Annotated in this window: 15 protein-coding genes, 2 tRNA genes and 3 rRNA genes; 18 read left to right on the top strand and 2 right to left on the bottom strand. The window is 42.2% G+C overall.

All coding sequences use genetic code 11. The annotated features are described in order from the left end of the window. Nucleotides 1–43 precede the first annotated feature (43 nt). Nucleotides 44–550 carry a VanZ family protein gene (locus IGJ39_RS12955; RefSeq protein ID WP_019722340.1) on the top strand — a complete coding sequence of 169 codons (507 nt, stop codon included), beginning with the start codon at nt 44–46 and terminating at the stop codon, nt 548–550. A 48-nt stretch (nt 551–598) separates the two neighbouring features. Here the strand turns inward: IGJ39_RS12955 and IGJ39_RS12950 are convergent, their stop codons facing one another. Both IGJ39_RS12950 and IGJ39_RS12945 read right to left on the bottom strand, forming a co-directional pair. Continuing rightward, the gene (locus IGJ39_RS12950; RefSeq protein WP_062806046.1) at nt 599–1,999 is read right to left on the bottom strand and encodes a L,D-transpeptidase family protein; all 1,401 of its coding nucleotides are present in this window, start codon (nt 1,997–1,999) and stop codon (nt 599–601) included. Nucleotides 2,000–2,295: 296 nt separating this feature from the next. Next, nucleotides 2,296–3,270, bottom strand: a complete 975-nt coding sequence (locus IGJ39_RS12945; protein ID WP_019722338.1) for an L-lactate dehydrogenase — start codon at nt 3,268–3,270, stop codon at nt 2,296–2,298. Nucleotides 3,271–3,615: 345 nt separating this feature from the next. On the opposite strand from IGJ39_RS12945, the gene pth reads away from it, so the two are divergent. From pth to IGJ39_RS12860, 17 genes are all read left to right on the top strand, one after another. Further along, on the top strand, nt 3,616–4,176 hold the full coding sequence (gene pth / locus IGJ39_RS12940) for an aminoacyl-tRNA hydrolase (protein WP_438764947.1): 561 nt from the start codon (nt 3,616–3,618) through the stop codon (nt 4,174–4,176). Between the two features lie 17 nt (nt 4,177–4,193). After that, nucleotides 4,194–7,715: a transcription-repair coupling factor gene (mfd, locus tag IGJ39_RS12935; protein WP_438764945.1), complete on the top strand. Its 3,522-nt coding sequence runs from the start codon at nt 4,194–4,196 to the stop codon at nt 7,713–7,715. 15 nt (nt 7,716–7,730) lie between these two features. Continuing rightward, nucleotides 7,731–9,329 carry a putative polysaccharide biosynthesis protein gene (locus IGJ39_RS12930; RefSeq protein WP_108145319.1) on the top strand — a complete coding sequence of 533 codons (1,599 nt, stop codon included), beginning with the start codon at nt 7,731–7,733 and terminating at the stop codon, nt 9,327–9,329. A 9-nt stretch (nt 9,330–9,338) separates the two neighbouring features. After that, nucleotides 9,339–9,614 (top strand): RNA-binding S4 domain-containing protein, encoded by a 276-nt coding sequence (locus tag IGJ39_RS12925; protein ID WP_019722335.1) that lies wholly within the window; start codon nt 9,339–9,341, stop codon nt 9,612–9,614. Between the two features lie 63 nt (nt 9,615–9,677). Further along, nucleotides 9,678–10,103 carry an FtsB family cell division protein gene (locus IGJ39_RS12920; protein WP_010734119.1) on the top strand — a complete coding sequence of 142 codons (426 nt, stop codon included), beginning with the start codon at nt 9,678–9,680 and terminating at the stop codon, nt 10,101–10,103. A 46-nt stretch (nt 10,104–10,149) separates the two neighbouring features. Beyond that, a complete protein-coding gene (locus tag IGJ39_RS12915) occupies nt 10,150–10,620 on the top strand; it encodes a S1 domain-containing RNA-binding protein (protein WP_010734120.1) in 471 nt (156 codons plus the stop codon). Nucleotides 10,621–10,698: 78 nt separating this feature from the next. Further along, nucleotides 10,699–12,129, top strand: coding sequence for a tRNA lysidine(34) synthetase TilS (tilS, locus tag IGJ39_RS12910; protein WP_438764942.1), 1,431 nt, complete (start codon nt 10,699–10,701; stop codon nt 12,127–12,129). Beyond that, nucleotides 12,129–12,674 (top strand): hypoxanthine phosphoribosyltransferase, encoded by a 546-nt coding sequence (gene hpt / locus IGJ39_RS12905; RefSeq protein ID WP_010734122.1) that lies wholly within the window; start codon nt 12,129–12,131, stop codon nt 12,672–12,674. Before tilS ends, hpt begins: the two co-directional genes overlap by 1 nt. A 90-nt stretch (nt 12,675–12,764) precedes the next feature. Continuing rightward, the gene (gene ftsH / locus IGJ39_RS12900; RefSeq protein ID WP_019722333.1) at nt 12,765–14,861 is read left to right on the top strand and encodes an ATP-dependent zinc metalloprotease FtsH; all 2,097 of its coding nucleotides are present in this window, start codon (nt 12,765–12,767) and stop codon (nt 14,859–14,861) included. A 152-nt stretch (nt 14,862–15,013) separates the two neighbouring features. Then, entirely contained in the window at nt 15,014–15,901 is an 888-nt protein-coding gene (gene hslO, locus IGJ39_RS12895) for an Hsp33 family molecular chaperone HslO (RefSeq protein ID WP_019722332.1), read from the top strand. Beyond that, entirely contained in the window at nt 15,902–16,900 is a 999-nt protein-coding gene (gene dusB, locus IGJ39_RS12890; RefSeq protein ID WP_010734125.1) for a tRNA dihydrouridine synthase DusB, read from the top strand. A gap of 115 nt (nt 16,901–17,015) precedes the next feature. Then, complete coding sequence (gene lysS / locus IGJ39_RS12885) at nt 17,016–18,512, top strand: lysine--tRNA ligase (RefSeq protein ID WP_010734126.1); 1,497 nt, start codon at nt 17,016–17,018, stop codon at nt 18,510–18,512. A 913-nt stretch (nt 18,513–19,425) separates the two neighbouring features. Continuing rightward, nucleotides 19,426–20,986: ribosomal RNA gene (locus IGJ39_RS12880) — 16S ribosomal RNA — on the top strand. Between the two features lie 344 nt (nt 20,987–21,330). Next, nucleotides 21,331–24,245, top strand: a 23S ribosomal RNA gene (locus IGJ39_RS12875). Nucleotides 24,246–24,334: 89 nt separating this feature from the next. Next, nucleotides 24,335–24,450: ribosomal RNA gene (gene rrf, locus IGJ39_RS12870) — 5S ribosomal RNA — on the top strand. Together the 16S, 23S and 5S rRNA genes with 2 tRNA genes alongside form the textbook arrangement of a ribosomal RNA operon. A 12-nt stretch (nt 24,451–24,462) precedes the next feature. Continuing rightward, nucleotides 24,463–24,535 (top strand) — tRNA-Val (locus IGJ39_RS12865). 3 nt (nt 24,536–24,538) lie between these two features. Continuing rightward, nucleotides 24,539–24,611: transfer RNA gene (locus tag IGJ39_RS12860), tRNA-Lys, on the top strand. Nucleotides 24,612–24,613: the final 2 nt, after the last annotated feature.

Here is a 24,613-nt window from a genome sequence, read left to right as displayed (position 1 = left end):
TGTTTTATGAAAAAAAAGCTATCATAGAAAGAAGAGGTGACTTATGGAGTTTTTAAAAAAACAAAGAAAAAATGGAAATTTTTATTTAGTGTTTGCATTAATGATCATGGCTATTTTATTTTATAGCTCCTCGCAAACCTATGGACAACAATCGCAACTTTCAAGAATTGATGCGTGGTTCCCAAACCAACCCTTTAAAGAAGCATTATCAGGTATCCAGTTTACTTATGGAGAAAGTGTTATCAGTATCGACCATTCTGGATACAGCAAATTCATTGAATTCTTTTTAAGAAAAGGCGCCCATTTTGGTACCTATTTTCTATTAGGAGGTAGTCTGTATCTAGGCGTATTCCCGAAAATGAAAATCTGGTGGTTAACGGGGGTTCTTGCTTGGTTATCTGCGACAGGATACGCCGGTCTAGATGAGTTCCATCAAATGTTGACAGGCGACCGTTCACCAATGTTCGAAGATGTCATGCTTGATTCGATGGGGGCATTGACTGCAGTTGTTATATGTATTTTATTTACTTTTATAAAGAAGAGGAAGTAAAAAAGAGAGCACAGTTGCGTGTCTGCAACTGTGCTCTAGTAGTTACGATTAAAAAATCAAAACAGGCGTACCTTTTTCAACCATTCCAAATAATTCTTTCATGACACCTGGTGGCGTATTGACACAACCATGAGAACCGCGAGTTCGCCATAAGTCGCCGCCATATTCTGGTTGCCAATCCGAATCGTGGATACCGATACCTGTCCAATCGACTGGCATCCAATAGTTCACTGGACTTTCATATGGTGTACCATCATCGTTCGTTCCTCTTAATACAGCATTTTCTTCTTTATTCCAGACATAAAAGACACCAGGAGGAGTAGGGGTAGAAGGTTTTCCTGAAACGATATCTGTTTCAAGTGCTACTTTCCCATCTTTGTAGAACCACATATGTTGATTCTCTAAATCGACTTCGATATACGTATCCTCAATCAATGGGTGGTCGGCAGTTGTACTACCTTGAACAATTGGTGAACGTGTGAAATCTTGTCCTGCTAAAATCGCTTCTGTTAAAGCTGTTACTTCGCTATCTGTTTGGATCGTCCAACTGAACGTGCCAGCAGGAACAGTTACTTCGCCACGTTTGGTACTTTTGAATTTAGTATCATTCGTACTTGTATTGTATTTTTCGCCAAGTTCACTAACATATTGACGAACTTTTTCTGAATCAAGCGCAGGTTTTCCATCTTCATAGGTGAGCCATTCAACGATGAGTGAAGAAGGGATCGTCACTGTTTCACCATTGATACTGTAAGTTCCTTTTACTTTAGCGATATTATTCATTGTCGTTAATTGCTCAGTCAACTTTTTATCTGTAGATGTGACCGTTGGTTCTTTTTGGAACTCAGTCAGATCAATGGTATCTTTTCCATCATTGACAACAGTTGTCAATTCCTTCGTAACGGCTTCGACATCGACCGTGTTCCCTTTCACTTCAGGCTTGATTTTAAATGAGTCACCAGACTTTTCAATCGTTGCATCGGCAGTTGGCGTACGGTCTTTATTCAATTCAGTCAATTCCGTAGACAATGTCTCGATCGTTTGATCCAGTTGTTCCCGTTCCGCACTTAATGGATCGATTTCTTGTTTTTCGGCCGCAGCTACATAGTTCATTCCCCAAGTCCAAGCATTTTGGTTTTTCAAGATGGAAGCTAGATCAGTTGAAAAATCCTTTTTATAACCAAGATCGGACTTTGCAATTTCTTTCCAAACCGTTCCGTTTTCTTTGATTGAAATCGTCTTATTGGAATAAGCTTCTTTTAGCTTGTCATTTGCTTGGTCGATCGTCAGGTTACTTACATTGATCGAATTGACTTCCGTTTTAGGAAGAAAACGATTCGTGTAATATGTACTACGGTAGGTGTAAAAGCCGATTAATACTAGAATCACACCGAGAACAGAAAGCAAACCAATACGCATTGATTTTTTTCGATGAGAAGATCTTGTCATATCTGCAACTCCTTAATAATAATAGTTATAGGGTGTAACGACTCTATCATAGCATAATTTACAGTAAAAGACGAAATGATGTCCCTCTTTATATAAAAATTAACATACTGCTTAGAAAAATAACGATAGTTAGGCAAGGATTTTATATACAGAAGTGTATAAAAAACAGGAAATCCTAGAAAATGGAAGGTCGATTTTCAGGATTCCCTGTGAAGATGAGGTTGTTTTCGAAGACATTACTTCTGGAACAACGTGTATTCTTTTTTAGTGAGAACGATAGCGTCTCAAGTAATTAATTATTCAGCATCCAATTTAGCAAAAGCTTCATCTAAGATATCTTTTAATTGTTTTGCTGAAGCGGCCATACGATCTTGTTCGCTGTCGCTTAATGGAATTTCAATGACTTTTTGGATACCTTGACGGTTGATGACAGCAGGTGCACCGATATAGATATCGTTTAGTCCATATTCACCATTCATATAAACAGATAATGGAAGAACTGCATTTTCATCGTCTAAGATCGCGCGAGTGATACGTGCTAAAGCTACAGCGATACCGTAGAATGTTGCGCCTTTTTTCTCGATGATCGTATAAGCAGCGTCACGTACACCGAAGAATAAGTTGACCATTGCTTCTTCATCCACGTCTGGATTATTTTTCACCCATTCATAGATTTGTAAACCAGCAACATTGGCATGTGACCAAACTGGGAACTCAGAATCTCCATGTTCACCTAAAATATACGCATGGACGTTACGTGCATCAACGTCAACTAATTCAGCAAGTGCTTGACGGAAACGAGCAGAGTCAAGTGAAGTTCCTGAACCGATTACGCGCTCTTTAGGGAAACCTGAGAATTTCCAAGTAGAGTAAGTTAAAATATCAACTGGGTTAGCAGCAACTAAGAAAATACCATTGAAACCTGAGTCAACGATTTGTGTAACAACTTCGCGGTTGATTTTTAAGTTTTTATTTACTAGATCTAAACGTGTTTCACCTGGTTTTTGTGGTGCACCAGCTGTGATAACGACTAAGTCTGCATCATGTGCATCTGCATAAGAAGCTGAATAGATTTTTTTAGGTGAAGTAAATGCTAGAGCGTGTGATAAGTCGATCGCATCTCCTTCAGTTTTTGCTGTATTGATATCGATGATACCAACTTCTTGAGCGATATTTTGTGTAACTAAAGCGAAGGCATAGCTAGAACCTACAGCACCGTCTCCAACAAGTATTACTTTTTGATGATCTTTTTTTTCTGCGTTTGCAGTCATTTATATCAATCCTTCCATTGATTTGTTTTTTCCATGCCTATGCTAACATGGAAAAAGCCTGCTGTCACGCTATTTGGTTACAAAATATAACAGATAACAAGGTTGTACCATATGTAAAAGCTTACATGTGCGTTATTTCACTATTTAGCAAAACCAATGATTTCATTAGTTTTGAATTATAATTTTAATCATTTTTTCATTTATTAAGTTTCTCTTTTTAGCTGTAACAAAGGATTGTGTGTTATACTAATAGGAGCTAAAATAATAAAAAATCGAGTCAAAGACTGGACCGCCTATGAGCAGTCCAGCCTTTTGTGCTGTTTATAAGATTGGATGAGCGCAGAAATGAAAATGATCGTAGGGCTTGGAAACCCAGGAACGAAATATGAACATACAAAGCATAACGTTGGATTTATGGTGGTGGATCGTTTGGCTGAAAAACACCAAGCGACCTTTAAGAAAAACACATTTGAAGCAGAAGTAGCTGAATTTTTCCACAAAGGTGAGAAAATTTTATTAGTCAAACCCCAAACATTTATGAATGAATCTGGCCGAGCGGTTGGTTCATTGATGACTTACTTTGGGATTTATCCAGAAGAGTTGGTGGTTGTTTATGATGACCTAGATTTAGCAATCGGTAAAATCCGTTTACGACAAAAAGGAAGTGCAGGCGGACATAATGGGATCAAGAGTATTATCTCTCATTTGGATAGTACGATCTTTGATCGAATAAAAGTTGGTATTGGTCGACCAGAAGGTAAAAAAACAGTCGTCCAACATGTTCTCAGTCCCTTTAGTAAAGAGACGCAACCCTTGATCGAACAAAGCATCGATCAATCTGTCGCTGCTGTTGAATTTCTATTGGATGGCCATTCCTTTATAGATACAATGAATCAATTTAATTAAGAAAGGAGAATGAAACGATGGATATGATCCAATTGATTGGCAAAGATGCTCAAGTAGCTGAATGGTCCATGAATCTTGAACAACGGATGTCTAGACAGTTGATTACAGGTTTAGCTGGATCTGCTAAGACGTTGTTGTTTGCACATGCGTTTAAAAAACTGGATAAAAATCTGATTATCCTGATGCCGAATTTATATTACGTCAACCAATTGGCAGAGGATCTGCAACACGTTCTGCCGGCTGAAAGTATCCACTTATTTCCAGTAGATGAAGTGCTTTCCGCAGAAATGGCTTTTTCTTCTCCTGAAGCTCGGGCGGAACGTGTAGCGACGTTGAATCATTTGCAACAAGATGAGCCAGGAATCTATCTTCTTCCAGTGGCAGCACTACACAAACGTCTTCCTGATAAAGAAACATGGAGCAATGCCCAATTACATTGGCAGATTGGCGACGAGATCGCCGTGGACTCATTACCGCAACAACTCGTCTTGATGGGGTATGAGCGGACAGAGATGGTCGCAAAACCTGGGGAATTTAGTATGCGAGGGAGTATTGTCGATATCTATCCTTTGACATTTGAATACCCTGTTCGTGTGGAATTATTTGATGTCGAAATTGATTCCATGAGATACTTCGAAGCTGATACGCAACGATCGATTGAAAAGATCGAAGGAGTGTGGTTGCCACCAACAAGTGAACAAATTTATTCTCAAGAGAATCTACTTGACGGTATCAACAAAATAGAAAACCTCTTAGAAAAGAAATTAGCAACGACCGCAGAACCTACTGAACGACAATTTTTGCATGACTATTTCGGTCAGTTGATCTCGGAGTGGCAACGTAATATCCCGACAGACCAAGCGAAGTTCTATGCGGATCTTTTATATCCTGAACATTTATCGATTTTGGATTATTTCCCCCAAGATAGCTTGCTGATCGTGGACGATTACCAACGAATCATGGAAACGAATCGCGAAATGGAGAGAGAAGCAGCGGAATGGCATACACAAAAAATTAGTGAGTTACGCGTATTCTCTGAACAACAATTTGTGGCAGATGTACATGGGATCATCCAAAAAGAAAAATTTGCGACCACTTTTTTCTCTTTATTCCAAAAAGGAATGGGAAATCTCAGGTTCCAAGCACTTTACCAGTTCCAGTATCGCACGATGCAACAGTTCTTTGGACAAATGCCATTGCTGAAAACGGAAATGGATCGTTGGCGCAAACAAGAGCAGACAGTCGTCATCTTCATTCCAACGAAAGAACGTATCCGTAAGGCGGAACAAATGTTGCGTGACGAAGACATATTAGTGGTAGAAACAGAAGCAGACCAACTGATCAAAGGACAAGTCCAATTAGTCGAAGGCGCATTGATGACAGGTTTTGAGTTGCCGCAAGAAAAAATCGTAACGATCACGGAAAAAGAGATTTTTCAAAAGACAACAAAAAAACAGACACGTCGTCAAACGGTAACGAATGCAGAACGACTAAAAAGCTACAACGAACTAAAAGCTGGAGATTACGTTGTCCATGCGAATCATGGAATCGGGAAATATATCGGTATGGAAACCTTAGAAGTCGACGGTGTCCACCAAGATTATATGACGATCATTTATCAAAATGATGATAAGCTATTTATTCCTGTCACGCAGTTGAACTTGATCCAAAAATATGTAGCTTCGGAATCGAAAACACCACGAATCAACAAACTCGGTGGTAGTGAATGGACGAAAACGAAACGTAAGATCTCCTCAAAAATCGAAGATATTGCGGATGACTTGATCCAATTGTATGCGGTCAGAGAAGCAGAAAAAGGATACGCATTTGGTCCGGATGACTCTTATCAAAAAGAATTTGAGAATGCTTTTCCATATTCGGAAACAGATGACCAACTCCGAAGTGCGGCGGAAATCAAACGAGATATGGAAAAAGAAAAACCAATGGATCGTTTACTTGTGGGGGACGTCGGCTATGGGAAAACAGAAGTTGCGCTACGTGCCGCTTTTAAAGCAGTCAAAGAAAGTAAACAAGTGGCATTTCTTGTGCCGACAACAATCTTGGCGCAACAACATTACGAAACGATGTTGGAACGTTTTGAGGGATTCCCAGTGAATGTTGGTTTGCTGAGTCGTTTCCGAACAAAGAAACAACAAAAAGAAACGATCGAAGAATTACGCACAGGACAACTAGATATTGTTGTGGGTACTCATCGTGTATTGTCAAAAGATATTGAATTTAGTGATTTAGGACTATTAATCGTTGATGAAGAACAACGTTTCGGTGTAAAACACAAAGAACGTTTGAAACAATTGCGTGCGCAAGTGGATGTGCTGACTTTGACAGCGACACCTATTCCGCGAACGCTGCATATGTCGATGCTAGGCGTACGGGATCTATCGGTGATTGAAACGCCACCGGCGAATCGGTATCCGATCCAAACATATGTGATGGAAAAAAATCCAGGTGCGATCCGAGAAGCGATTCAGCGAGAGATGGGACGTGGGGGACAAGTTTTCTACTTATATAATCGTGTAGAAACGATTGAACGTAAAGTAGAAGAAATCCAAGCATTAGTTCCCGAAGCGAGAATCGCCTATGCGCATGGACAGATGACGGAAGTCCAACTGGAAAACACATTATTCGACTTTATCGAGGGACAGTATGATGTCTTAGTGACGACGACGATCATCGAAACTGGTGTGGATATTCCAAATGCAAACACACTCTTCGTAGAAAATGCCGATTATATGGGACTCTCTACGCTTTACCAATTACGAGGACGTGTCGGACGAAGCAATCGTGTCGCTTATGCTTATTTTATGTACGAACAGCAAAAAATCCTTAATGAAGTCAGCGAAAAGCGTCTTCAAGCAATCAAAGACTTTACGGAATTGGGTTCAGGATTTAAAATCGCGATGCGAGATTTATCGATCCGTGGTGCTGGTAACTTGCTAGGGGCACAACAACATGGATTTATCGATGCTGTTGGTTTTGATATGTACTCTCAAATGTTGAGTGAGGCAGTCGCTCGTAAACAAGGTAAAAATCAGCAAACAGAAAAAACTTCTGTGGAGATCGATCTAGGCGTCGATGCCTATCTACCAGAAAGTTATGTGTCAGATCAACGCCAAAAAATCGAAATCTATAAACGGATTCGCGAATTGGATTCACAAGAGATGTTGGAAGAATTAGAAGCAGATCTACTGGATCGTTTTGGTGAATATCCTGAAGAAGTCGCGCATTTGTTGACGATTGGACAAATCAAAATGGATGGCGATCGTGCATTGCTAGAGATGATTCGTAAGCAACAACAAACCATCGTGTTCAAGTTGAGCAAAGTGGGAACAAAGCGCTACACGGTTGAACAATTATTTGAAGCGCTGACTGCCACAAAATTAAAAGCAGGACTTGGTGTGGAAAAAGAACAAATGATGATTCGTTTGACCTTGCCACCTCAAACAACGACTGCTATTTGGTTGCAAGAAATCCAACAATTTGTCAAAGCATTGCGCGAACAGAAATATGCGACTGCATAGGAAGGGGCTGAACCTTTGGATCATAAAGAAATGCGTCAAGTGATGCATGGTGCCTTTGTGTTGACGCTTGCCTCCTTTATAGCAAAAGTCCTCAGCGCACTCTATCGGATTCCATTGCAAAACTTAGTGGGCGATGAAGGTTTTTATGTTTATCAACAAGTTTATCCTATTTATGGTATTGCGATGACACTCGCTTTGTCGGGGCTACCCCAGTTTATCTCTAAATATGTAGCAGAAAAAAAAGACCCTTTCGAACAAAGACAAGCATTGAAAAATCTTTATCCCCTTGTTTTTTGGTCAGGCTTTTTACTCTGGCTCTTCGTATTTTCATTTAGTCACTGGATCGCTCTCATGATGGGGGATCAACAACTGATGCCGTTGATTCGGATCGTCTCCTTCACGTTTTTGTTGATGCCAGGACTATCTTATTATCGTGGGAATTTTCAAGGTCGATTTTTAATGGAGCCCACAGCGGTTTCGCAAGTCGTGGAACAAATTGTTCGTGTAGCAATCATTGTTTTTAGCGCAATTGCCTTTAAGCGATTAGGCTGGACAGTCTATCAAACAGGCACAGCGGCAATGAGTGGCGCAGTATTTGGTGGCGTATGTGCATATGGTGTACTGTACTATTATGAACAAAAAATCCATGGTGGTGCATTGAGCTTCCGCCACTTTCCGATTTTAAGAAGGCCAGCGAAATCACTCATGCGCCGTTTCTTGATTGAAGGGGGATTAGTCTCCATTTATAGTGGTCTATTGATCTTCTTCCAATTGATTGATTCTTTTTTTGTTAAGAATGCGTTACAAATCTATGGTTTATCCGAGCAAGCATCTAAAATAGCTAAAGGAGTATATGATCGTGGACAACCGTTAGTTCAATTAGGATTAGTTATTGCTACAGCTTTAAGTGCTACGTTCTTACCCGCATTGACACGCTACCTAACGAGTGCAGTCAAAGGACAATTTTATTCCACAGCCAAAATTTACTTGCGTCTGACGACTGCATTGGCATTGGCAGCTTCAGTAGGATTAGCTGTATTGTTGCCTTATATCAATTACGCATTGTTTAAAGATTATGCTGGGAATATGACACTAGTTCTATTTGTTTTTTCCATTGGACTAACTGCAATTATTCAAGCGTACCAAAGCATTGCTCAAAGTAAAAACTCTTTCCGCCCCTCACTAAAGGGTGCTGGTTGGGGCTTGCTTGCTAAAGCTTTAGCTACACCGCTTCTCACGAGTTATTTAGGAACAGTCGGTGCTAGTTTATCGACATTACTTGGACTATCAGTGACTTTATGGTATTTTGTCCGTACTGAAACTCCAGCAATCAATAGTTTTTGGCACGAGCGAAAATTTGGTAAGAAATTGATCCAATGTTTAGGTTGGATGGTCTTAGCGTTGTTTGTGTATTATGGCTTCTTAAACTTATTGTTTGGTCCAGTGAGCCATCGCTCGACTGCTCTTTTTGCCAGCCTAGGCGGTGTCATTATAGGCGTAGTCACATTTGTATATGCAGTGATCTGGACAAAATTATTTACGATCCGTGAATGGCTGTTACTGCCATTTGGTAAGAAAATCTTACGTTTGAAAAAAATAAAAAAAGAAAAGTGAGGACATGAGATGCGACTAGATAAATTTTTAAAAATCTCGCGAATCATCAAGCGCCGATCTGTCGCTAAGGAAGTGGCGGATAAAGGCCGAATCAAAATCAATGGCAAACTAGCGAAATCTTCCAGTGATGTCAAGGTTGGAGATCAATTGGACATCCAATTTGGCAACAAGACGATGGAAATCAAGGTAGCAGAGTTGCATGAGTCAACAAAAAAAGAAGATGCACAAAAAATGTATGAAGTCTTGTCAGAAACACGAGTACAAAACACGAGCGAAATAGATTAGACAAGCATTCAGGATGTTGGTATAATAAAGAATGACAATCAAAAAAGATTGGAGCGAATACAGGTGGCAAACAAAAGCAATAAAATCGCTGCACTAGACACAGAGTATGCAAAGAAAAAATATGTCGAATTTCAACAACAACAACGCCAATTGATTTTTCGTAGACGCAGGTTAGCAGCCATCTTTTTAGGTGCTTTGGTCATTTTCGCTGTAATAGGTTTCCAAATTTTTAATGATATGCAACGAATGAATCATTTAAATGAATTAAAAGTCGAAGCAGATACAGAGTTACAACAAATCAATAAAGATGTAGACCAACTCACAGAAGACGTGAAATTGCTTAAAGATGAAGATTACGTAGCAAAACTTGCTAGAAGCAAATTTTTCTATTCAAAAGAAGGGGAGCAAGTCTACCCGATACTTGAATCTACGACAGATAATTCAGCAGACACCGATGAACAAACAACGAGTTCAACAACTGCCCAATAAGCAGTAATATAAAAAAAGGGAAATAATTAGGAGGAACATTTTTTTTATGTCAATCGAGGTAGGAGCAAAACTGCAAGGAAAAGTTTCAGGAATCACAAATTTTGGCGCGTTTATTGATTTAGGAGCTGGCAAAACAGGGTTAGTTCATATCAGTGAAGTATCAAACGGTTATATCAAGGATATTCATGATGTATTGAGCGTTGGTGATGAGGTAACAGTCAAAGTCATTACAGTCAATGATGATGGGAAAATCGGTTTATCTATCCGCAAAGCACAAGAGCAACCAGTAGAAACTAATGATGAAAATCGTCAAAAGAGATATCCACAAAAAGAAACTCGAGATAATCGAGGACGCGCACCGCAGAAAAAATCTTTTTCTCGCAGCCAACCTTCCAATACAAAAGAAGACTTCGATTCATTGATGAGCTCATTTTTAAAAGATAGCGATGATCGATTGACTTCCTTAAAACGCAACACAGAAGGAAAACGCGGAGGCCGTGGCGGTCGCCGTAGCTAAGCTAAGCGAAATTGAAGGGCAGGCAATTGTCACAGACTTTTGTCCGCTCTTTTTATTTTGTAAAAGGATGTGACACCAATGGATAGAAGAGCAAGTCAGTTTAAACAAGCATTTATAAAAAGAGGCTTACGCCGTGGCTATCTGTCTGAACATGCGAAAATACTAGTTGCTGTTTCCGGTGGTGTAGACTCGATGGTTTTACTCGATTGCTTAATGACTGCCCAAAAACAAATTGGCTTTCGGTTAGGGGTTGTCCATATCGATCATCGCTTACGGAGCGTTTCTGCGGATGAAGCAGCCTATCTTGCTGACTTTTGCGATAAAAACAATCTTACTTTCCACTTAAAAGTATGGGAGAATCCCGCGGAACAAGGAATTGAAACGGCTGCTCGAGCTTTTCGGTATGAGAAATTTGATGAGATCGTACGAGATTATCATTATGATACATTGATGACAGCGCATCATGGGGATGATCAAATGGAAACGATTTTGATGAAAATCATTCGTGGTGGGCAGCTAGGTACCTATGCGGGAATCAAGGAAACGCAACCTTTTGCTGGTGGGCGACTTATTCGACCGTTGTTGTCATTTAGTAAAGAACAATTGTATGCGTATGCGGAAGCAGAAGATTTACCTTTTTTTGAGGACCATACCAATCAGGAACTAACTGTCCAACGTAATCGACTTCGTCATTTAGTCGTACCACAATTGAAAAAAGAAAATACCCAAGCGATGGCTCATTTCCAAAAATTCTCGCAACAGATCCAATGGGCAGAACAATTCATCCGAAAAAATACTCATCAGATGATCACGGAACATCTTACGTATGGAGAAGAGCGCTTATCTATTCCGTGGAAGGTGATCGGACGTTTGGAATCATTTGAACGTTACTTCTTCTTTTACACGTTCTTTGATTACGTTTTTCCAGTTACGAAAGTGACGATCAAAGAAAAACAGATTGACACGTTGTTACAACAATGTGAACAAGCCGCAGGACAATGGCAGATTGATCTGGGCAAACGCTGGGTGATCGAACGTTCCTATGAAGTACTTTATCTTTATGAAAGAAAAAAGGAACGATCAACCAACCACCAAAATACTCCGTTAAAAATCATACCGAATCAAGCCATTCAGTTAGGAGAGTCGGAATGGTTAGGGATCTACACACCCGACCAACTTCCAGATTGGAAATTGGATGAAACAGGTGAAATCTTCACTCATGATCTATGGTTATCCGCCGAACAATCGCTTTGGGTCGATCGGCGAAAACCGGGAGATCGCATCCAATTGACGGAGACATTGAACAAAAAAGTGTCAAGATATTTTATCGATAAAAAAATATCTGTTACACAACGAACAAATTCATGGGTTATTATAGATGAGGGGAGAAATCTATGGAGTCTAGTCCCTTTTGTCCATTCTTATTTGAGTATTGGTGTAGAAACTGATAAAATACACTACATACTTCTTTACAAATATCAAAAAGAAGCAATTGGAAGGAGAACCTGATGTTAGAAAAAGATATCGAGAGAGTATTGATCACGCAAGAAGAGATACAAGTTCGTTGTAAAGAACTAGGAAAAGAGTTAACTGAAAATTATCAAGATAAAAATCCGTTGGTTGTTGGTGTATTGAAAGGTGCTGTCCCATTCATGGCAGACATTATCCGTTCGATCGATGCTTACCTAGAATTGGATTTTATGGATGTTTCAAGTTACGGTAACGCAACTGTTTCATCAGGTGAAGTAAAAATCGTAAAAGACTTGGATACGAATGTGGAAGGCCGTGATTTATTGATCGTCGAAGACATCATTGATAGCGGAAGAACACTTGCTTATTTAGTCGATCTATTCAAATACCGTAAAGCAAACTCAGTCAAAATCGTGACACTCCTTGATAAGCCCGAAGGCAGAGTCGTAGATATCGAAGCGGATTACATTGGTTTCAATGTGCCAAACGAGTTTGTGGTAGGTTATGGATTAGATTATGCAGAAGCCTATCGAAATCTTCCATACATCGGTGTACTAAAACCGAGCGTTTATCAATCAAATTAATCATCTATCTCTCATAAATTATGTTACAATAGTATGGTCAGGATTGATAAAAGATTTATCAAGTAAAAATAACGCATAGGGAGGACAACTATGAACAAAAAAAACAATGGCATGATGAAAAATGCCTTGTATTATGTCCTCGTAATCTTAGCGATGGTAATGGTCGTCTACTTTATTTTTGGTAACAATGGCCAACGGTCGTCAGATATCGAGTACTCAAAATTCACTGAACAATTACAAGAAGGCAAAATCAAAAACTTTGAGGTGCAACCTGCTAATGGTGTGTATAAGATCTCAGGTGAATACAAAGAACAACAGACAGTTGCAAATAGTGGCGGTCTATCGATTCTAGGTACTACTGAGACATCAACTACGCACTTCACTACGATTATTTTGCCAAACGATACAACATTGAGCCAAGTCACAGAGTTGGCAAAAGACAACAACGTAGCAACTACGATCAGAGAAGAATCAAGTAGCGGCGTATGGGTATCACTCCTATTAAGCTTCTTGCCAATCGTGATCATCGTCTTCTTCTTCTATATGATGATGGGACAACAAGGTGGCGGCGGAGGCGGCGGAGGCCGTGTGATGAACTTTGGGAAATCCAAAGCAAAAGAAGCCGACAAAAAAGCAAATCGCGTTCGTTTCTCTGATGTAGCGGGTGCGGAAGAAGAAAAACAAGAACTTGTCGAAGTCGTTGAGTTCCTAAAAGATCCAAGACGCTTCATTGAATTAGGCGCACGTATTCCAGCCGGAGTTCTCTTAGAAGGACCTCCAGGAACAGGTAAAACATTGCTTGCCAAAGCAGTTGCTGGTGAAGCTGGCGTACCATTCTACTCTATTTCGGGTTCAGACTTTGTTGAAATGTTTGTTGGGGTCGGTGCCAGCCGAGTTCGTGACTTATTTGAAACTGCGAAAAAGAATGCTCCAGCAATCATCTTTATTGATGAAATCGATGCGGTCGGTCGTCAACGTGGCGCTGGTATGGGTGGCGGACACGATGAACGTGAACAAACACTGAACCAATTGCTTGTTGAAATGGATGGATTCGATGGAAATGAAGGCGTGATCGTGATTGCAGCGACAAACCGTTCAGACGTATTAGATCCAGCCTTGCTTCGTCCAGGACGTTTTGACCGTCAAATTTTAGTTGGTCGTCCAGATGTCAAAGGCCGTGAAGCGATTTTACGAGTTCACGCAAGAAACAAACCAATTGCTGACGATGTTGATTTGAAAGTCGTAGCACAACAAACACCAGGTTTTGCTGGTGCGGATTTAGAAAACGTCTTAAACGAAGCAGCATTAGTAGCTGCTCGTCGAAACAAGAAAAAAATCGATGCTTCTGATATCGATGAAGCAGAAGACCGCGTGATTGCTGGACCAGCCAAGAAAGACCGTGTCATCAGCAAACGCGAACGTGAAATGGTCGCTTACCATGAAGCAGGTCATACGATCGTTGGACTTGTCTTGAGTCGTGCCCGTGTCGTTCACAAAGTAACGATCATCCCGCGTGGACGTGCTGGTGGATATATGATCGCTTTACCAAAAGAAGATCAATTCTTAATGACAAAAGAAGATATGTTTGAACAAATCGTTGGATTACTAGGTGGACGTACCGCAGAAGAAATCATCTTCAACGTTCAATCTACTGGTGCATCAAATGACTTTGAACAAGCAACAGCACTAGCAAGAAGTATGGTTACAGAGTATGGGATGAGTGATCGCTTAGGTCCTGTCCAATATGAAGGAAACCACCAAGTATTCGTAGGCCGTGACTATGGTCAAACGAAAGCATACTCAGAACAAGTTGCTTTTGAAATCGACCAAGAAGTACGCAAGATCTTGATGGAAGCACATCAAAAAGCACATGAAATCATCGAAGCACACCGTGCGCAACACAAACTGATCGCAGAAAAACTGCTTGAATTTGAAACGTTGGATGCCAAAGCAATCAAATCTCTCTTTGAAAAAGGTGTAATGCCTGAAGGAGCAGAATCGGCAGACTTCCCTAGTGAAAAAGAAGCGCAAACGTTTGAAGAAGCAAAACGTGCACTAGAAGAAAAAGATGCGGAAAAACAAGCAGAAGAAAAACATGAGTTTGATGAAGCGAAAAAAGAGTTGAATGATGACAATCAATCGACTTCAACGGATGAACAAAATCATTCAGATGATCAAAATAGATAAAGAAAGCAGCTGTGACGAAAGTCGCAGCTCTTTTTTTGTGTCTGACAATTAAAAAAGAAACGTAGAATTTACAAATTCAAAAGTTGAAAAATTTGGAAGTTACTAGTATGATTCACTATGAGTTTTAAAATCGGGAAATGAGGTACATACAAATGGAAGATTATTTAGTGAAGGCATTAGCCAATGACGGGTTTGTTCGAGCATATGCTGTTCGTGCAACCAATACTGTCGCAGAAGCGCAGCAACGCCATGATACTTGGCATACATCATCCGCAGCATTAGGCCGTGCATTAGTTGGCAGTCTGCTGCTAGGTGCGACAGTTAAAGGAGAAGATAAATTAACAGTACGCATCCAAGGCGATGGCCCTGCAGGTGGGATCGTTGTTGATGCGAATGGTAAAGGTGATGTCAAAGGGTACATCAAAAATCCACACCTGAGTTTACCGCTGAACGCAGAAGGAAAAATCGATGTACGTGGAGCAGTAGGGACGCAAGGGATGTTTAGTGTGACAAAAGATCTAGGGTTAAAAGAACCTTTTTCAGGACAAACACCGATTGTATCTGGTGAACTAGCTGAAGATTTCACGTACTATTTAGCGATTTCAGAACAAATCCCTTCAGCTGTAGGGCTAAGCGTCTTAGTCAATACGGATGATACCATCAAAACAGCGGGTGGTTTTATGATCCAGATCATGCCAGGGGCAGACGAAGAAACGATTGCGAAAATCGAAGAGCAACTGAAAACAACACCACGTATTTCTACACTCTTAGATGAAGGATTGACACCTGAAGAAATCTTGCAAGGATTGTTAGGAACAGACGAATTGCAAGTACTAGAAAAAATGCCTGTACAGTTTAAATGTGATTGTTCGAAAGAAAAGTTTGGCGAAGCAATCATTGCTTTAGGCGCAGCAGAAATCCAAGCAATGATCGATGAAGACCATGGCGCAGAAGCAGTTTGCTCATTTTGCAATAGTAAGTATACCTACACAGAAGATGACCTAGCAGCATTGAAGACAGAAGCCTTGGGAGGATTATAAGTGGATCACACATGGAAAATCGGGAACGTTGAAATACCGAATCGCGTTGTTGTAGCACCAATGGCAGGGATCACGAACGCCGCATTTCGTGTAACTGTCAAAGAATTTGGTGCAGGAATGGTCGTTTGCGAGATGATCAGTGACCAAGGTATTCATTTCCGCAACAAAAAAACATTGGAAATGCTGCATATCGACGAAACGGAGCATCCATTAAGCTTGCAAATATTTGGTGGGAACAAAGACACATTAGTAGAAGCAGCACAGTTTGTTGAGAAACATACTACAGCAGATATCATTGATATCAATATGGGATGCCCAGTCAATAAAATCATCAAAGCTGAAGCAGGTGCAAAATGGTTATTAGATCCTGATAAAGTCTATGAAATGGTTCATGCAGTTGCATCGGCAGTTGATGTGCCAGTTACTGTGAAAATGCGTATTGGTTGGGACGAAGAACATGTTTTTGCTGTCGAAAACGCATTAGCCGCTCAAGCAGCTGGAGCCGGTGCAGTAGCCATGCACGGACGAACACGTGTGCAAATGTATGAAGGAAAAGCCAATTGGGAAGTGTTAAAGGAAGTCAAAAAACATCTAACGATCCCTTTTATGGGGAACGGGGACGTCAAAACGCCAGAAGATGCAAAACGCATGTTGGAATACGTGGGTGCCGATGGCGTCATGATCGGCCGTGCAGCTTTAGGGAATCCTTGGATGATCCATCGGACACAACATTATTTAGAAACTGGAGAGCTGATTCCGGAACCAACCGCACGCGAAAAAATCGCTACTGCAAAATTACATCTAGAACGTTTAGTTGATTTAAAAGGAGAAACCATCGCCTGTCGTGAGTTTCGGACTCACGCTTCCTACTATCTAAAAGGTATCTCACGTGCAGCCAAGATCAAATTAGCAATCAATAAGACTGAGAAACAGCATGAAATCAATGAACTGCTTGACCAATTGGTTGAAAAAAGTGAAAAATTATCACTTCAATCTTAGGAAGTTATTCTAAGTTTTTTGCGAAATTCAAGCCGAAACACTAAGTTCGGCTTGCTTTTTTTGCGTTTCATTGGCATTATAAGGAAGAGAATAAGATGAGAATGGAGGAACTTTTGTGACTGAGGAACAACAAAATCAATTAGAAGATTTAAACGATCAAATGATTGTTCGTCGTGAAAAAATGGAGCAATTGAGAGAAAATGGGATCGATCCATTTGGTAAGCGATTTGAGCGTACACATAATTCCCAAGAATTGCACGAATTATTTGATCCACGTACAAAAGAAGAATTGGCGGAGATGGCATTGACAGCGAGTGTTGCTGGCCGTATGATGACACGCCGTGGAAAAGGAAAAGCTGGATTTGCCCATCTGCAAGACAGAGAAGGCCAAATCCAAATCTACGTACGCAAAGACCGAGTAGGTGAAGAAGCTTATGAAGTATTCAAACATGCTGACTTAGGAGATTTCTTTGGTGTAACTGGAGAAATCATGAAAACTGATACAGGTGAGGTATCGATCAAAGCCTCTGAAATCGTCATCTTATCAAAAGCACTTCGTCCATTACCAGATAAATATCATGGATTAACGAATATCGAACAACGATACAGACAGCGTTACCTTGATTTAGTAAGTAATAGAGATAGTTTTGACCGCTTCATGAAACGCAGTCAAATCATTAGTGAGATCCGTCGCTATTTAGATGGGAACGGCTATATCGAAGTTGAAACACCAGTCTTGCATAATGAAGCCGGTGGAGCAGCAGCACGTCCGTTTATTACACATCACAATGCGTTAGATATGGATCTATATCTACGTATTGCGTTAGAACTTCATTTGAAACGTCTGATCGTTGGTGGTATGGAAAAAGTTTATGAAATCGGCCGTGTATTCCGTAATGAAGGAATCGATACGACCCACAACCCTGAGTTCACGATGCTTGAAGCATACACTGCATATACTGATTTTCAAGATGTGATGAACTTGACAGAAGGTATCATCCGTAATGCAGCTGAAAAAGTATTAGGAACAGCTAAAATCACTTATGCAGGTCAAGCAGTTGACTTAGAGAGTGATTTCAAACGTGTGCATATGGTCGATGCAATCAAAGAGCATACAGGTGTTGATTTCTGGAAAGAAATGACCTTAGAAGAAGCACTAGCGATTGCAAAAGAACACCAAGTTGAAGTGACAGAAGCAATGGGTGTTGGTCACGTCATCAATGAATTCTTTGAAGCATTCGTGGAAGAAACATTAGTACAACCAACATTTGTCTATGGACATCCAGTTGAAGTTTCTCCATTGGCGAAGAAAAATCCTGAAGACCCACGTTTTACTGACCGTTTCGAATTGTTCATCACAGGTAAAGAATTTGCGAATGCCTTTACTGAGCTGAATGATCCAATCGATCAAAGAGAACGTTTTGAAGCGCAAGAAAAAGAACGCGAGCTTGGAAACGATGAAGCACATGGTTTAGACGAAGACTTCTTAGAAGCATTAGAATATGGTATGCCACCAACTGGCGGACTAGGTATCGGAATCGACCGTCTAGTCATGCTATTGACCGATGCTCAATCGATCCGTGACGTATTACTATTCCCAACCATGCGTTAAATTTGAGACATAAATAGAAACAACCTGTACAGGGAACCAAACCGACAATAGCCAGAAATGATTTTTATTTCTAGCTGCTGTCGGTTTATTTTTTAGAGAAAAAATGAGATAACTTTGCTTGAAATCTGGTTCTATATTTAAGACTTTATTGAAACTAATTTTTAAGTAAATGCGTATCAATGAACCATTTCAGAGAAAGTTATGGCAAGGGATAAGATAGATATAAAAAAAGAAAACGGAACCATTAGAAATGGGTCTGCTTTATAGAAGTTTCAGCACAGTTGCAATGGCGAATAATTTATATAGATAAAGGTTTTCAATCTCTTTATACCATGTAAAAAGCGAACGTTTATATCGCTTTTCATTATATTAATCGTATAACTAAAAAACTTGAAAAAACACAAAAAAATTCGTTGACCAATAAGATTTTAGTTGGTATATTATTATTTGTTCAAAAGTTAAGTTTCATAACTTCTGAATGATCATAAAAAAGTTCTTGACGTGTGGGACAACACATGATAAGATAACCAAGTCGCTTGTGAACGACAATAGATAAACGTTGATTTCGCAAAGAAAAAAACAAAATTAACTGTTGACAAATAACAAACGATGAGTTATGATAAGTGAGTTGCTAAAACGACCTCGTGAAAAACGAGTTCAAAAAACTTTTAAAAAATAGTTGACAATCATTCGATAGTTTGCTAAGATATAAAAGTTGCTACGGCAATCACAAACGATAAGTTGAGGCAGTTGTGTTTCAATTATCACGTAGACCTTTGAAAACTGAACAAAGTAAGACAAACCAAATGTGTAGGGCGTCTTGATTCAATTCAAGACAACAAACATTTTTAACAAGCAAGCAATATGCTAGCAAACAATTGAGCTTAACAATCGCAAGATTGTTCTAACTTTTATTTATGAGAGTTTGATCCTGGCTCAGGACGAACGCTGGCGGCGTGCCTAATACATGCAAGTCGAACGCTTCTTTCCCCACCGGAGCTTGCTCCACCGGGGAAAGAGGAGTGGCGAACGGGTGAGTAACACGTGGGTAACCTGCCCATCAGAAGGGGATAACACTTGGAAACAGGTGCTAATACCGTATAACAATCGAAACCGCATGGTTTCGTTTTGAAAGGCGCTTTACGGTGCCGCTGATGGATGGACCCGCGGTGCATTAGCTAGTTGGTGAGGTAACGGCTCACCAAGGCCACGATGCATAGCCGACCTGAGAGGGTGATCGGCCACATTGGGACTGAGACACGGCCCAAACTCCTACGGGAGGCAGCAGTAGGGAATCTTCGGCAATGGACGAAAGTCTGACCGAGCAACGCCGCGTGAGTGAAGAAGGTTTTCGGATCGTAAAACTCTGTTGTTAGAGAAGAACAAGGGTGAGAGTAACTGTTCACCCCTTGACGGTATCTAACCAGAAAGCCACGGCTAACTACGTGCCAGCAGCCGCGGTAATACGTAGGTGGCAAGCGTTGTCCGGATTTATTGGGCGTAAAGCGAGCGCAGGCGGTTTCTTAAGTCTGATGTGAAAGCCCCCGGCTCAACCGGGGAGGGTCATTGGAAACTGGGAGACTTGAGTGCAGAAGAGGAGAGTGGAATTCCATGTGTAGCGGTGAAATGCGTAGATATATGGAGGAACACCAGTGGCGAAGGCGGCTCTCTGGTCTGTAACTGACGCTGAGGCTCGAAAGCGTGGGGAGCAAACAGGATTAGATACCCTGGTAGTCCACGCCGTAAACGATGAGTGCTAAGTGTTGGAGGGTTTCCGCCCTTCAGTGCTGCAGCTAACGCATTAAGCACTCCGCCTGGGGAGTACGACCGCAAGGTTGAAACTCAAAGGAATTGACGGGGGCCCGCACAAGCGGTGGAGCATGTGGTTTAATTCGAAGCAACGCGAAGAACCTTACCAGGTCTTGACATCCTTTGACCACTCTAGAGATAGAGCTTCCCCTTCGGGGGCAAAGTGACAGGTGGTGCATGGTTGTCGTCAGCTCGTGTCGTGAGATGTTGGGTTAAGTCCCGCAACGAGCGCAACCCTTATTGTTAGTTGCCATCATTTAGTTGGGCACTCTAGCAAGACTGCCGGTGACAAACCGGAGGAAGGTGGGGATGACGTCAAATCATCATGCCCCTTATGACCTGGGCTACACACGTGCTACAATGGGAAGTACAACGAGTCGCGAAGTCGCGAGGCTAAGCTAATCTCTTAAAGCTTCTCTCAGTTCGGATTGTAGGCTGCAACTCGCCTACATGAAGCCGGAATCGCTAGTAATCGCGGATCAGCACGCCGCGGTGAATACGTTCCCGGGCCTTGTACACACCGCCCGTCACACCACGAGAGTTTGTAACACCCGAAGTCGGTGAGGTAACCTTTTTGGAGCCAGCCGCCTAAGGTGGGATAGATGATTGGGGTGAAGTCGTAACAAGGTAGCCGTATCGGAAGGTGCGGCTGGATCACCTCCTTTCTAAGGAATATTACGGAGACTACACACGTTTGTCGATACTTTGTTCAGTTTTGAGAGGTCTACTCTCAAAATTTTGTTCATTGAAAACTGGATATTGAAGTAAAAATGTAAGTAATACAAACCGAGAACACCGCGTTGAATTTGAAAGCTAAACAAATCGTTTAGCCTTAAGCAAAATAGGCGGCCAGAAGTGAAAGCTTGCTTTCACGGATTGGACGATCTTTTTGTCGAAGAGGCTGATTTGTGTGCTGGATAGAGTTTTTTAATAAGTTCAATTGCTTATTTTTCTTGATTGGACTTCTATCGCTAGAAGAAAGATCAAAACCCAACCGTAAGGTTGATAAGGTTAAGTGAATAAGGGCGCACGGTGGATGCCTTGGCACTAGGAGCCGATGAAGGACGGGACTAACACCGATATGCTTTGGGGAGCTGTACGTAAGCTATGATCCAGAGATTTCCGAATGGGGGAACCCAGCATCTTTTATAGGATGTTACGTATACGTGAATACATAGCGTATACGAGGTAGACGCAGAGAACTGAAACATCTAAGTACCTGCAGGAAGAGAAAGAAAATTCGATTCCCTGAGTAGCGGCGAGCGAAACGGGAAAAGCCCAAACCAATGAGCTTGCTCATTGGGGTTGTAGGACTCCGATATGGTAGTTCTTTCAGATAGTCGAATGACTTGGAAAAGTCAGTCAGAGAGGGTGAAAGCCCCGTAGATGAAATTTGGAAGGCACCTAGGAGGATCCTGAGTACGGCGGAACACGAGGAATTCCGTCGGAATCCGGGAGGACCATCTCCCAAGGCTAAATACTCCCTAGTGACCGATAGTGAACCAGTACCGTGAGGGAAAGGTGAAAAGCACCCCGGAAGGGGAGTGAAATAGAACCTGAAACCGTGTGCCTACAACAAGTCAAAGCCCGTTAATGGGTGATGGCGTGCCTTTTGTAGAATGAACCGGCGAGTTACGATTGCATGCGAGGTTAAGTTGAAGAGACGGAGCCGCAGCGAAAGCGAGTCTGAATAGGGCGTTTGAGTATGTAGTCGTAGACCCGAAACCATGTGATCTACCCATGTCCAGGTTGAAGGTGCGGTAAAACGCACTGGAGGACCGAACCCACGTACGTTGAAAAGTGCGGGGATGAGGTGTGGGTAGCGGAGAAATTCCAAACGAACTTGGAGATAGCTGGTTCTCTCCGAAATAGCTTTAGGGCTAGCCTCGGAATTGAGAATGATGGAGGTAGAGCACTGTTTGGACTAGGGGCCCATCTCGGGTTACCGAATTCAGATAAACTCCGAATGCCATTCATTCATATCCGGGAGTCAGACTGTGAGTGATAAGATCCATAGTCGAAAGGGAAACAGCCCAGACCACCAGCTAAGGTCCCAAAATATATGTTAAGTGGAAAAGGATGTGGGGTTGCACAGACAACTAGGATGTTGGCTTAGAAGCAGCCACCATTTAAAGAGTGCGTAATAGCTCACTAGTCGAGTGACCCTGCGCCGAAAATGTACCGGGGCTAAACATATTACCGAAGCTGTGGAGTACACCTTTAGGTGTATTGGTAGGAGAGCGTTCTAAGGGCGTTGAAGGTAGATCGTGAGGACTGCTGGAGCGCTTAGAAGTGAGAATGCCGGTATGAGTAGCGAAAGACAGGTGAGAATCCTGTCCACCGAATGACTAAGGTTTCCTGGGGAAGGCTCGTCCGCCCAGGGTTAGTCGGGACCTAAGCCGAGGCCGACAGGCGTAGGCGATGGACAACAGGTTGATATTCCTGTACTCGTTGTTTTTGTTTGAGCAATGGAGGGACGCAGGAGGCTAAGGAATGCAGACGATCGGAAATGTCTGTCCAAGCAGTAAGTCTTGATAGGAGTCAAATGCTTCTAACTTTAAGGACAAGCTGTGATGGGGAGGGAAATAATAGTACCGAAGTTCCTGACGTCACACTGCCGAGAAAAGCTTCTAGTGAGAAAACAACGACCCGTACCGCAAACCGACACAGGTAGTCGAGGAGAGAATCCTAAGGTGAGCGAGAGAACTCTCGTTAAGGAACTCGGCAAAATGACCCCGTAACTTCGGGAGAAGGGGTGCTGATCGTCAGATCAGCCGCAGTGAATAGGCCCAAGCGACTGTTTATCAAAAACACAGGTCTCTGCAAAATCGTAAGATGAAGTATAGGGGCTGACGCCTGCCCGGTGCTGGAAGGTTAAGAGGAGTGCTTAGCGTAAGCGAAGGTACGAATTGAAGCCCCAGTAAACGGCGGCCGTAACTATAACGGTCCTAAGGTAGCGAAATTCCTTGTCGGGTAAGTTCCGACCCGCACGAAAGGCGTAACGATTTGGGCACTGTCTCAACGAGAGACTCGGTGAAATTTTAGTACCTGTGAAGATGCAGGTTACCCGCGACAGGACGGAAAGACCCCATGGAGCTTTACTGTAGTTTGATATTGAGTGTCTGTACCGCATGTACAGGATAGGTAGGAGCCGTAGAAATCGGAACGCTAGTTTCGATGGAGGCGCTGGTGGGATACTACCCCTGCGTTATGGCCACTCTAACCCGCACCACTTATCGTGGTGGGAGACAGTGTCAGATGGGCAGTTTGACTGGGGCGGTCGCCTCCTAAAGAGTAACGGAGGCGCCCAAAGGTTCCCTCAGAATGGTTGGAAATCATTCGAAGAGTGTAAAGGCAGAAGGGAGCTTGACTGCGAGACCTACAAGTCGAGCAGGGACGAAAGTCGGGCTTAGTGATCCGGTGGTTCCGCATGGAAGGGCCATCGCTCAACGGATAAAAGCTACCCTGGGGATAACAGGCTTATCTCCCCCAAGAGTCCACATCGACGGGGAGGTTTGGCACCTCGATGTCGGCTCGTCGCATCCTGGGGCTGTAGTCGGTCCCAAGGGTTGGGCTGTTCGCCCATTAAAGCGGCACGCGAGCTGGGTTCAGAACGTCGTGAGACAGTTCGGTCCCTATCCGTCGCGGGCGTTGGAAATTTGAGAGGAGCTGTCCTTAGTACGAGAGGACCGGGATGGACTTACCGCTGGTGTACCAGTTGTTCTGCCAAGGGCATTGCTGGGTAGCTATGTAGGGAAGGGATAAACGCTGAAAGCATCTAAGTGTGAAGCCCACCTCAAGATGAGATTTCCCATTTCTTTAAGAAAGTAAGATCCCTGAGAGATGATCAGGTAGATAGGTCAGGAGTGGAAGTATAGTGATGTATGGAGCGGACTGATACTAATCGATCGAGGACTTAACCAAAATAAAATGAAAAACTCGGAGAGTTTCTTACTAATACTTCAAATCCAGTTTTGAGTGAACAAGATTTACTCAATATAGATAACACCAAGTGTGGTGGCGATGGCGAGAAGGATACACCTGTAACCATGCCGAACACAGAAGTTAAGCTTCTTAGCGCCGATTGTAGTGAGGGGTTGCCCCTTGTGAGAGTAGGACGCCGCCACGCTTTGTTATCTTTGGAGGTTTAGCTCAGCTGGGAGAGCATCTGCCTTACAAGCAGAGGGTCAGCGGTTCGATCCCGTTAACCTCCATATGAGCCGTTAGCTCAGTTGGTAGAGCATCTGACTTTTAATCAGAGGGTCACAGGTTCGAGCCCTGTACGGCTCATA

Source organism: Enterococcus sp. AZ140 (assembly GCF_051714405.1).
Lineage (GTDB): Bacteria > Bacillota > Bacilli > Lactobacillales > Enterococcaceae > Enterococcus_B > Enterococcus_B pernyi.
The sequence above is the reverse complement of the archived record's forward strand: the minus strand, read 5'-3'. Positions and strand labels throughout refer to the sequence as shown.

Excerpts from the sequence above, each read along its gene's own strand:
- IGJ39_RS12955 (WP_019722340.1), top strand. The coding sequence starts at position 44 with ATGGAGTTTTTAAAAAAACAAAGAAAAAATGGAAATTTTTATTTAGTG.
- IGJ39_RS12950 (WP_062806046.1), bottom strand. The coding sequence starts at position 1,999 with ATGACAAGATCTTCTCATCGAAAAAAATCAATGCGTATTGGTTTGCTT.
- IGJ39_RS12945 (WP_019722338.1), bottom strand. The coding sequence starts at position 3,270 with ATGACTGCAAACGCAGAAAAAAAAGATCATCAAAAAGTAATACTTGTT.
- pth (WP_438764947.1), top strand. The coding sequence starts at position 3,616 with ATGAAAATGATCGTAGGGCTTGGAAACCCAGGAACGAAATATGAACAT.
- mfd (WP_438764945.1), top strand. The coding sequence starts at position 4,194 with ATGGATATGATCCAATTGATTGGCAAAGATGCTCAAGTAGCTGAATGG.
- IGJ39_RS12925 (WP_019722335.1), top strand. The coding sequence starts at position 9,339 with ATGCGACTAGATAAATTTTTAAAAATCTCGCGAATCATCAAGCGCCGA.
- IGJ39_RS12915 (WP_010734120.1), top strand. The coding sequence starts at position 10,150 with ATGTCAATCGAGGTAGGAGCAAAACTGCAAGGAAAAGTTTCAGGAATC.
- tilS (WP_438764942.1), top strand. The coding sequence starts at position 10,699 with ATGGATAGAAGAGCAAGTCAGTTTAAACAAGCATTTATAAAAAGAGGC.
- hpt (WP_010734122.1), top strand. The coding sequence starts at position 12,129 with ATGTTAGAAAAAGATATCGAGAGAGTATTGATCACGCAAGAAGAGATA.
- ftsH (WP_019722333.1), top strand. The coding sequence starts at position 12,765 with ATGAACAAAAAAAACAATGGCATGATGAAAAATGCCTTGTATTATGTC.
- hslO (WP_019722332.1), top strand. The coding sequence starts at position 15,014 with ATGGAAGATTATTTAGTGAAGGCATTAGCCAATGACGGGTTTGTTCGA.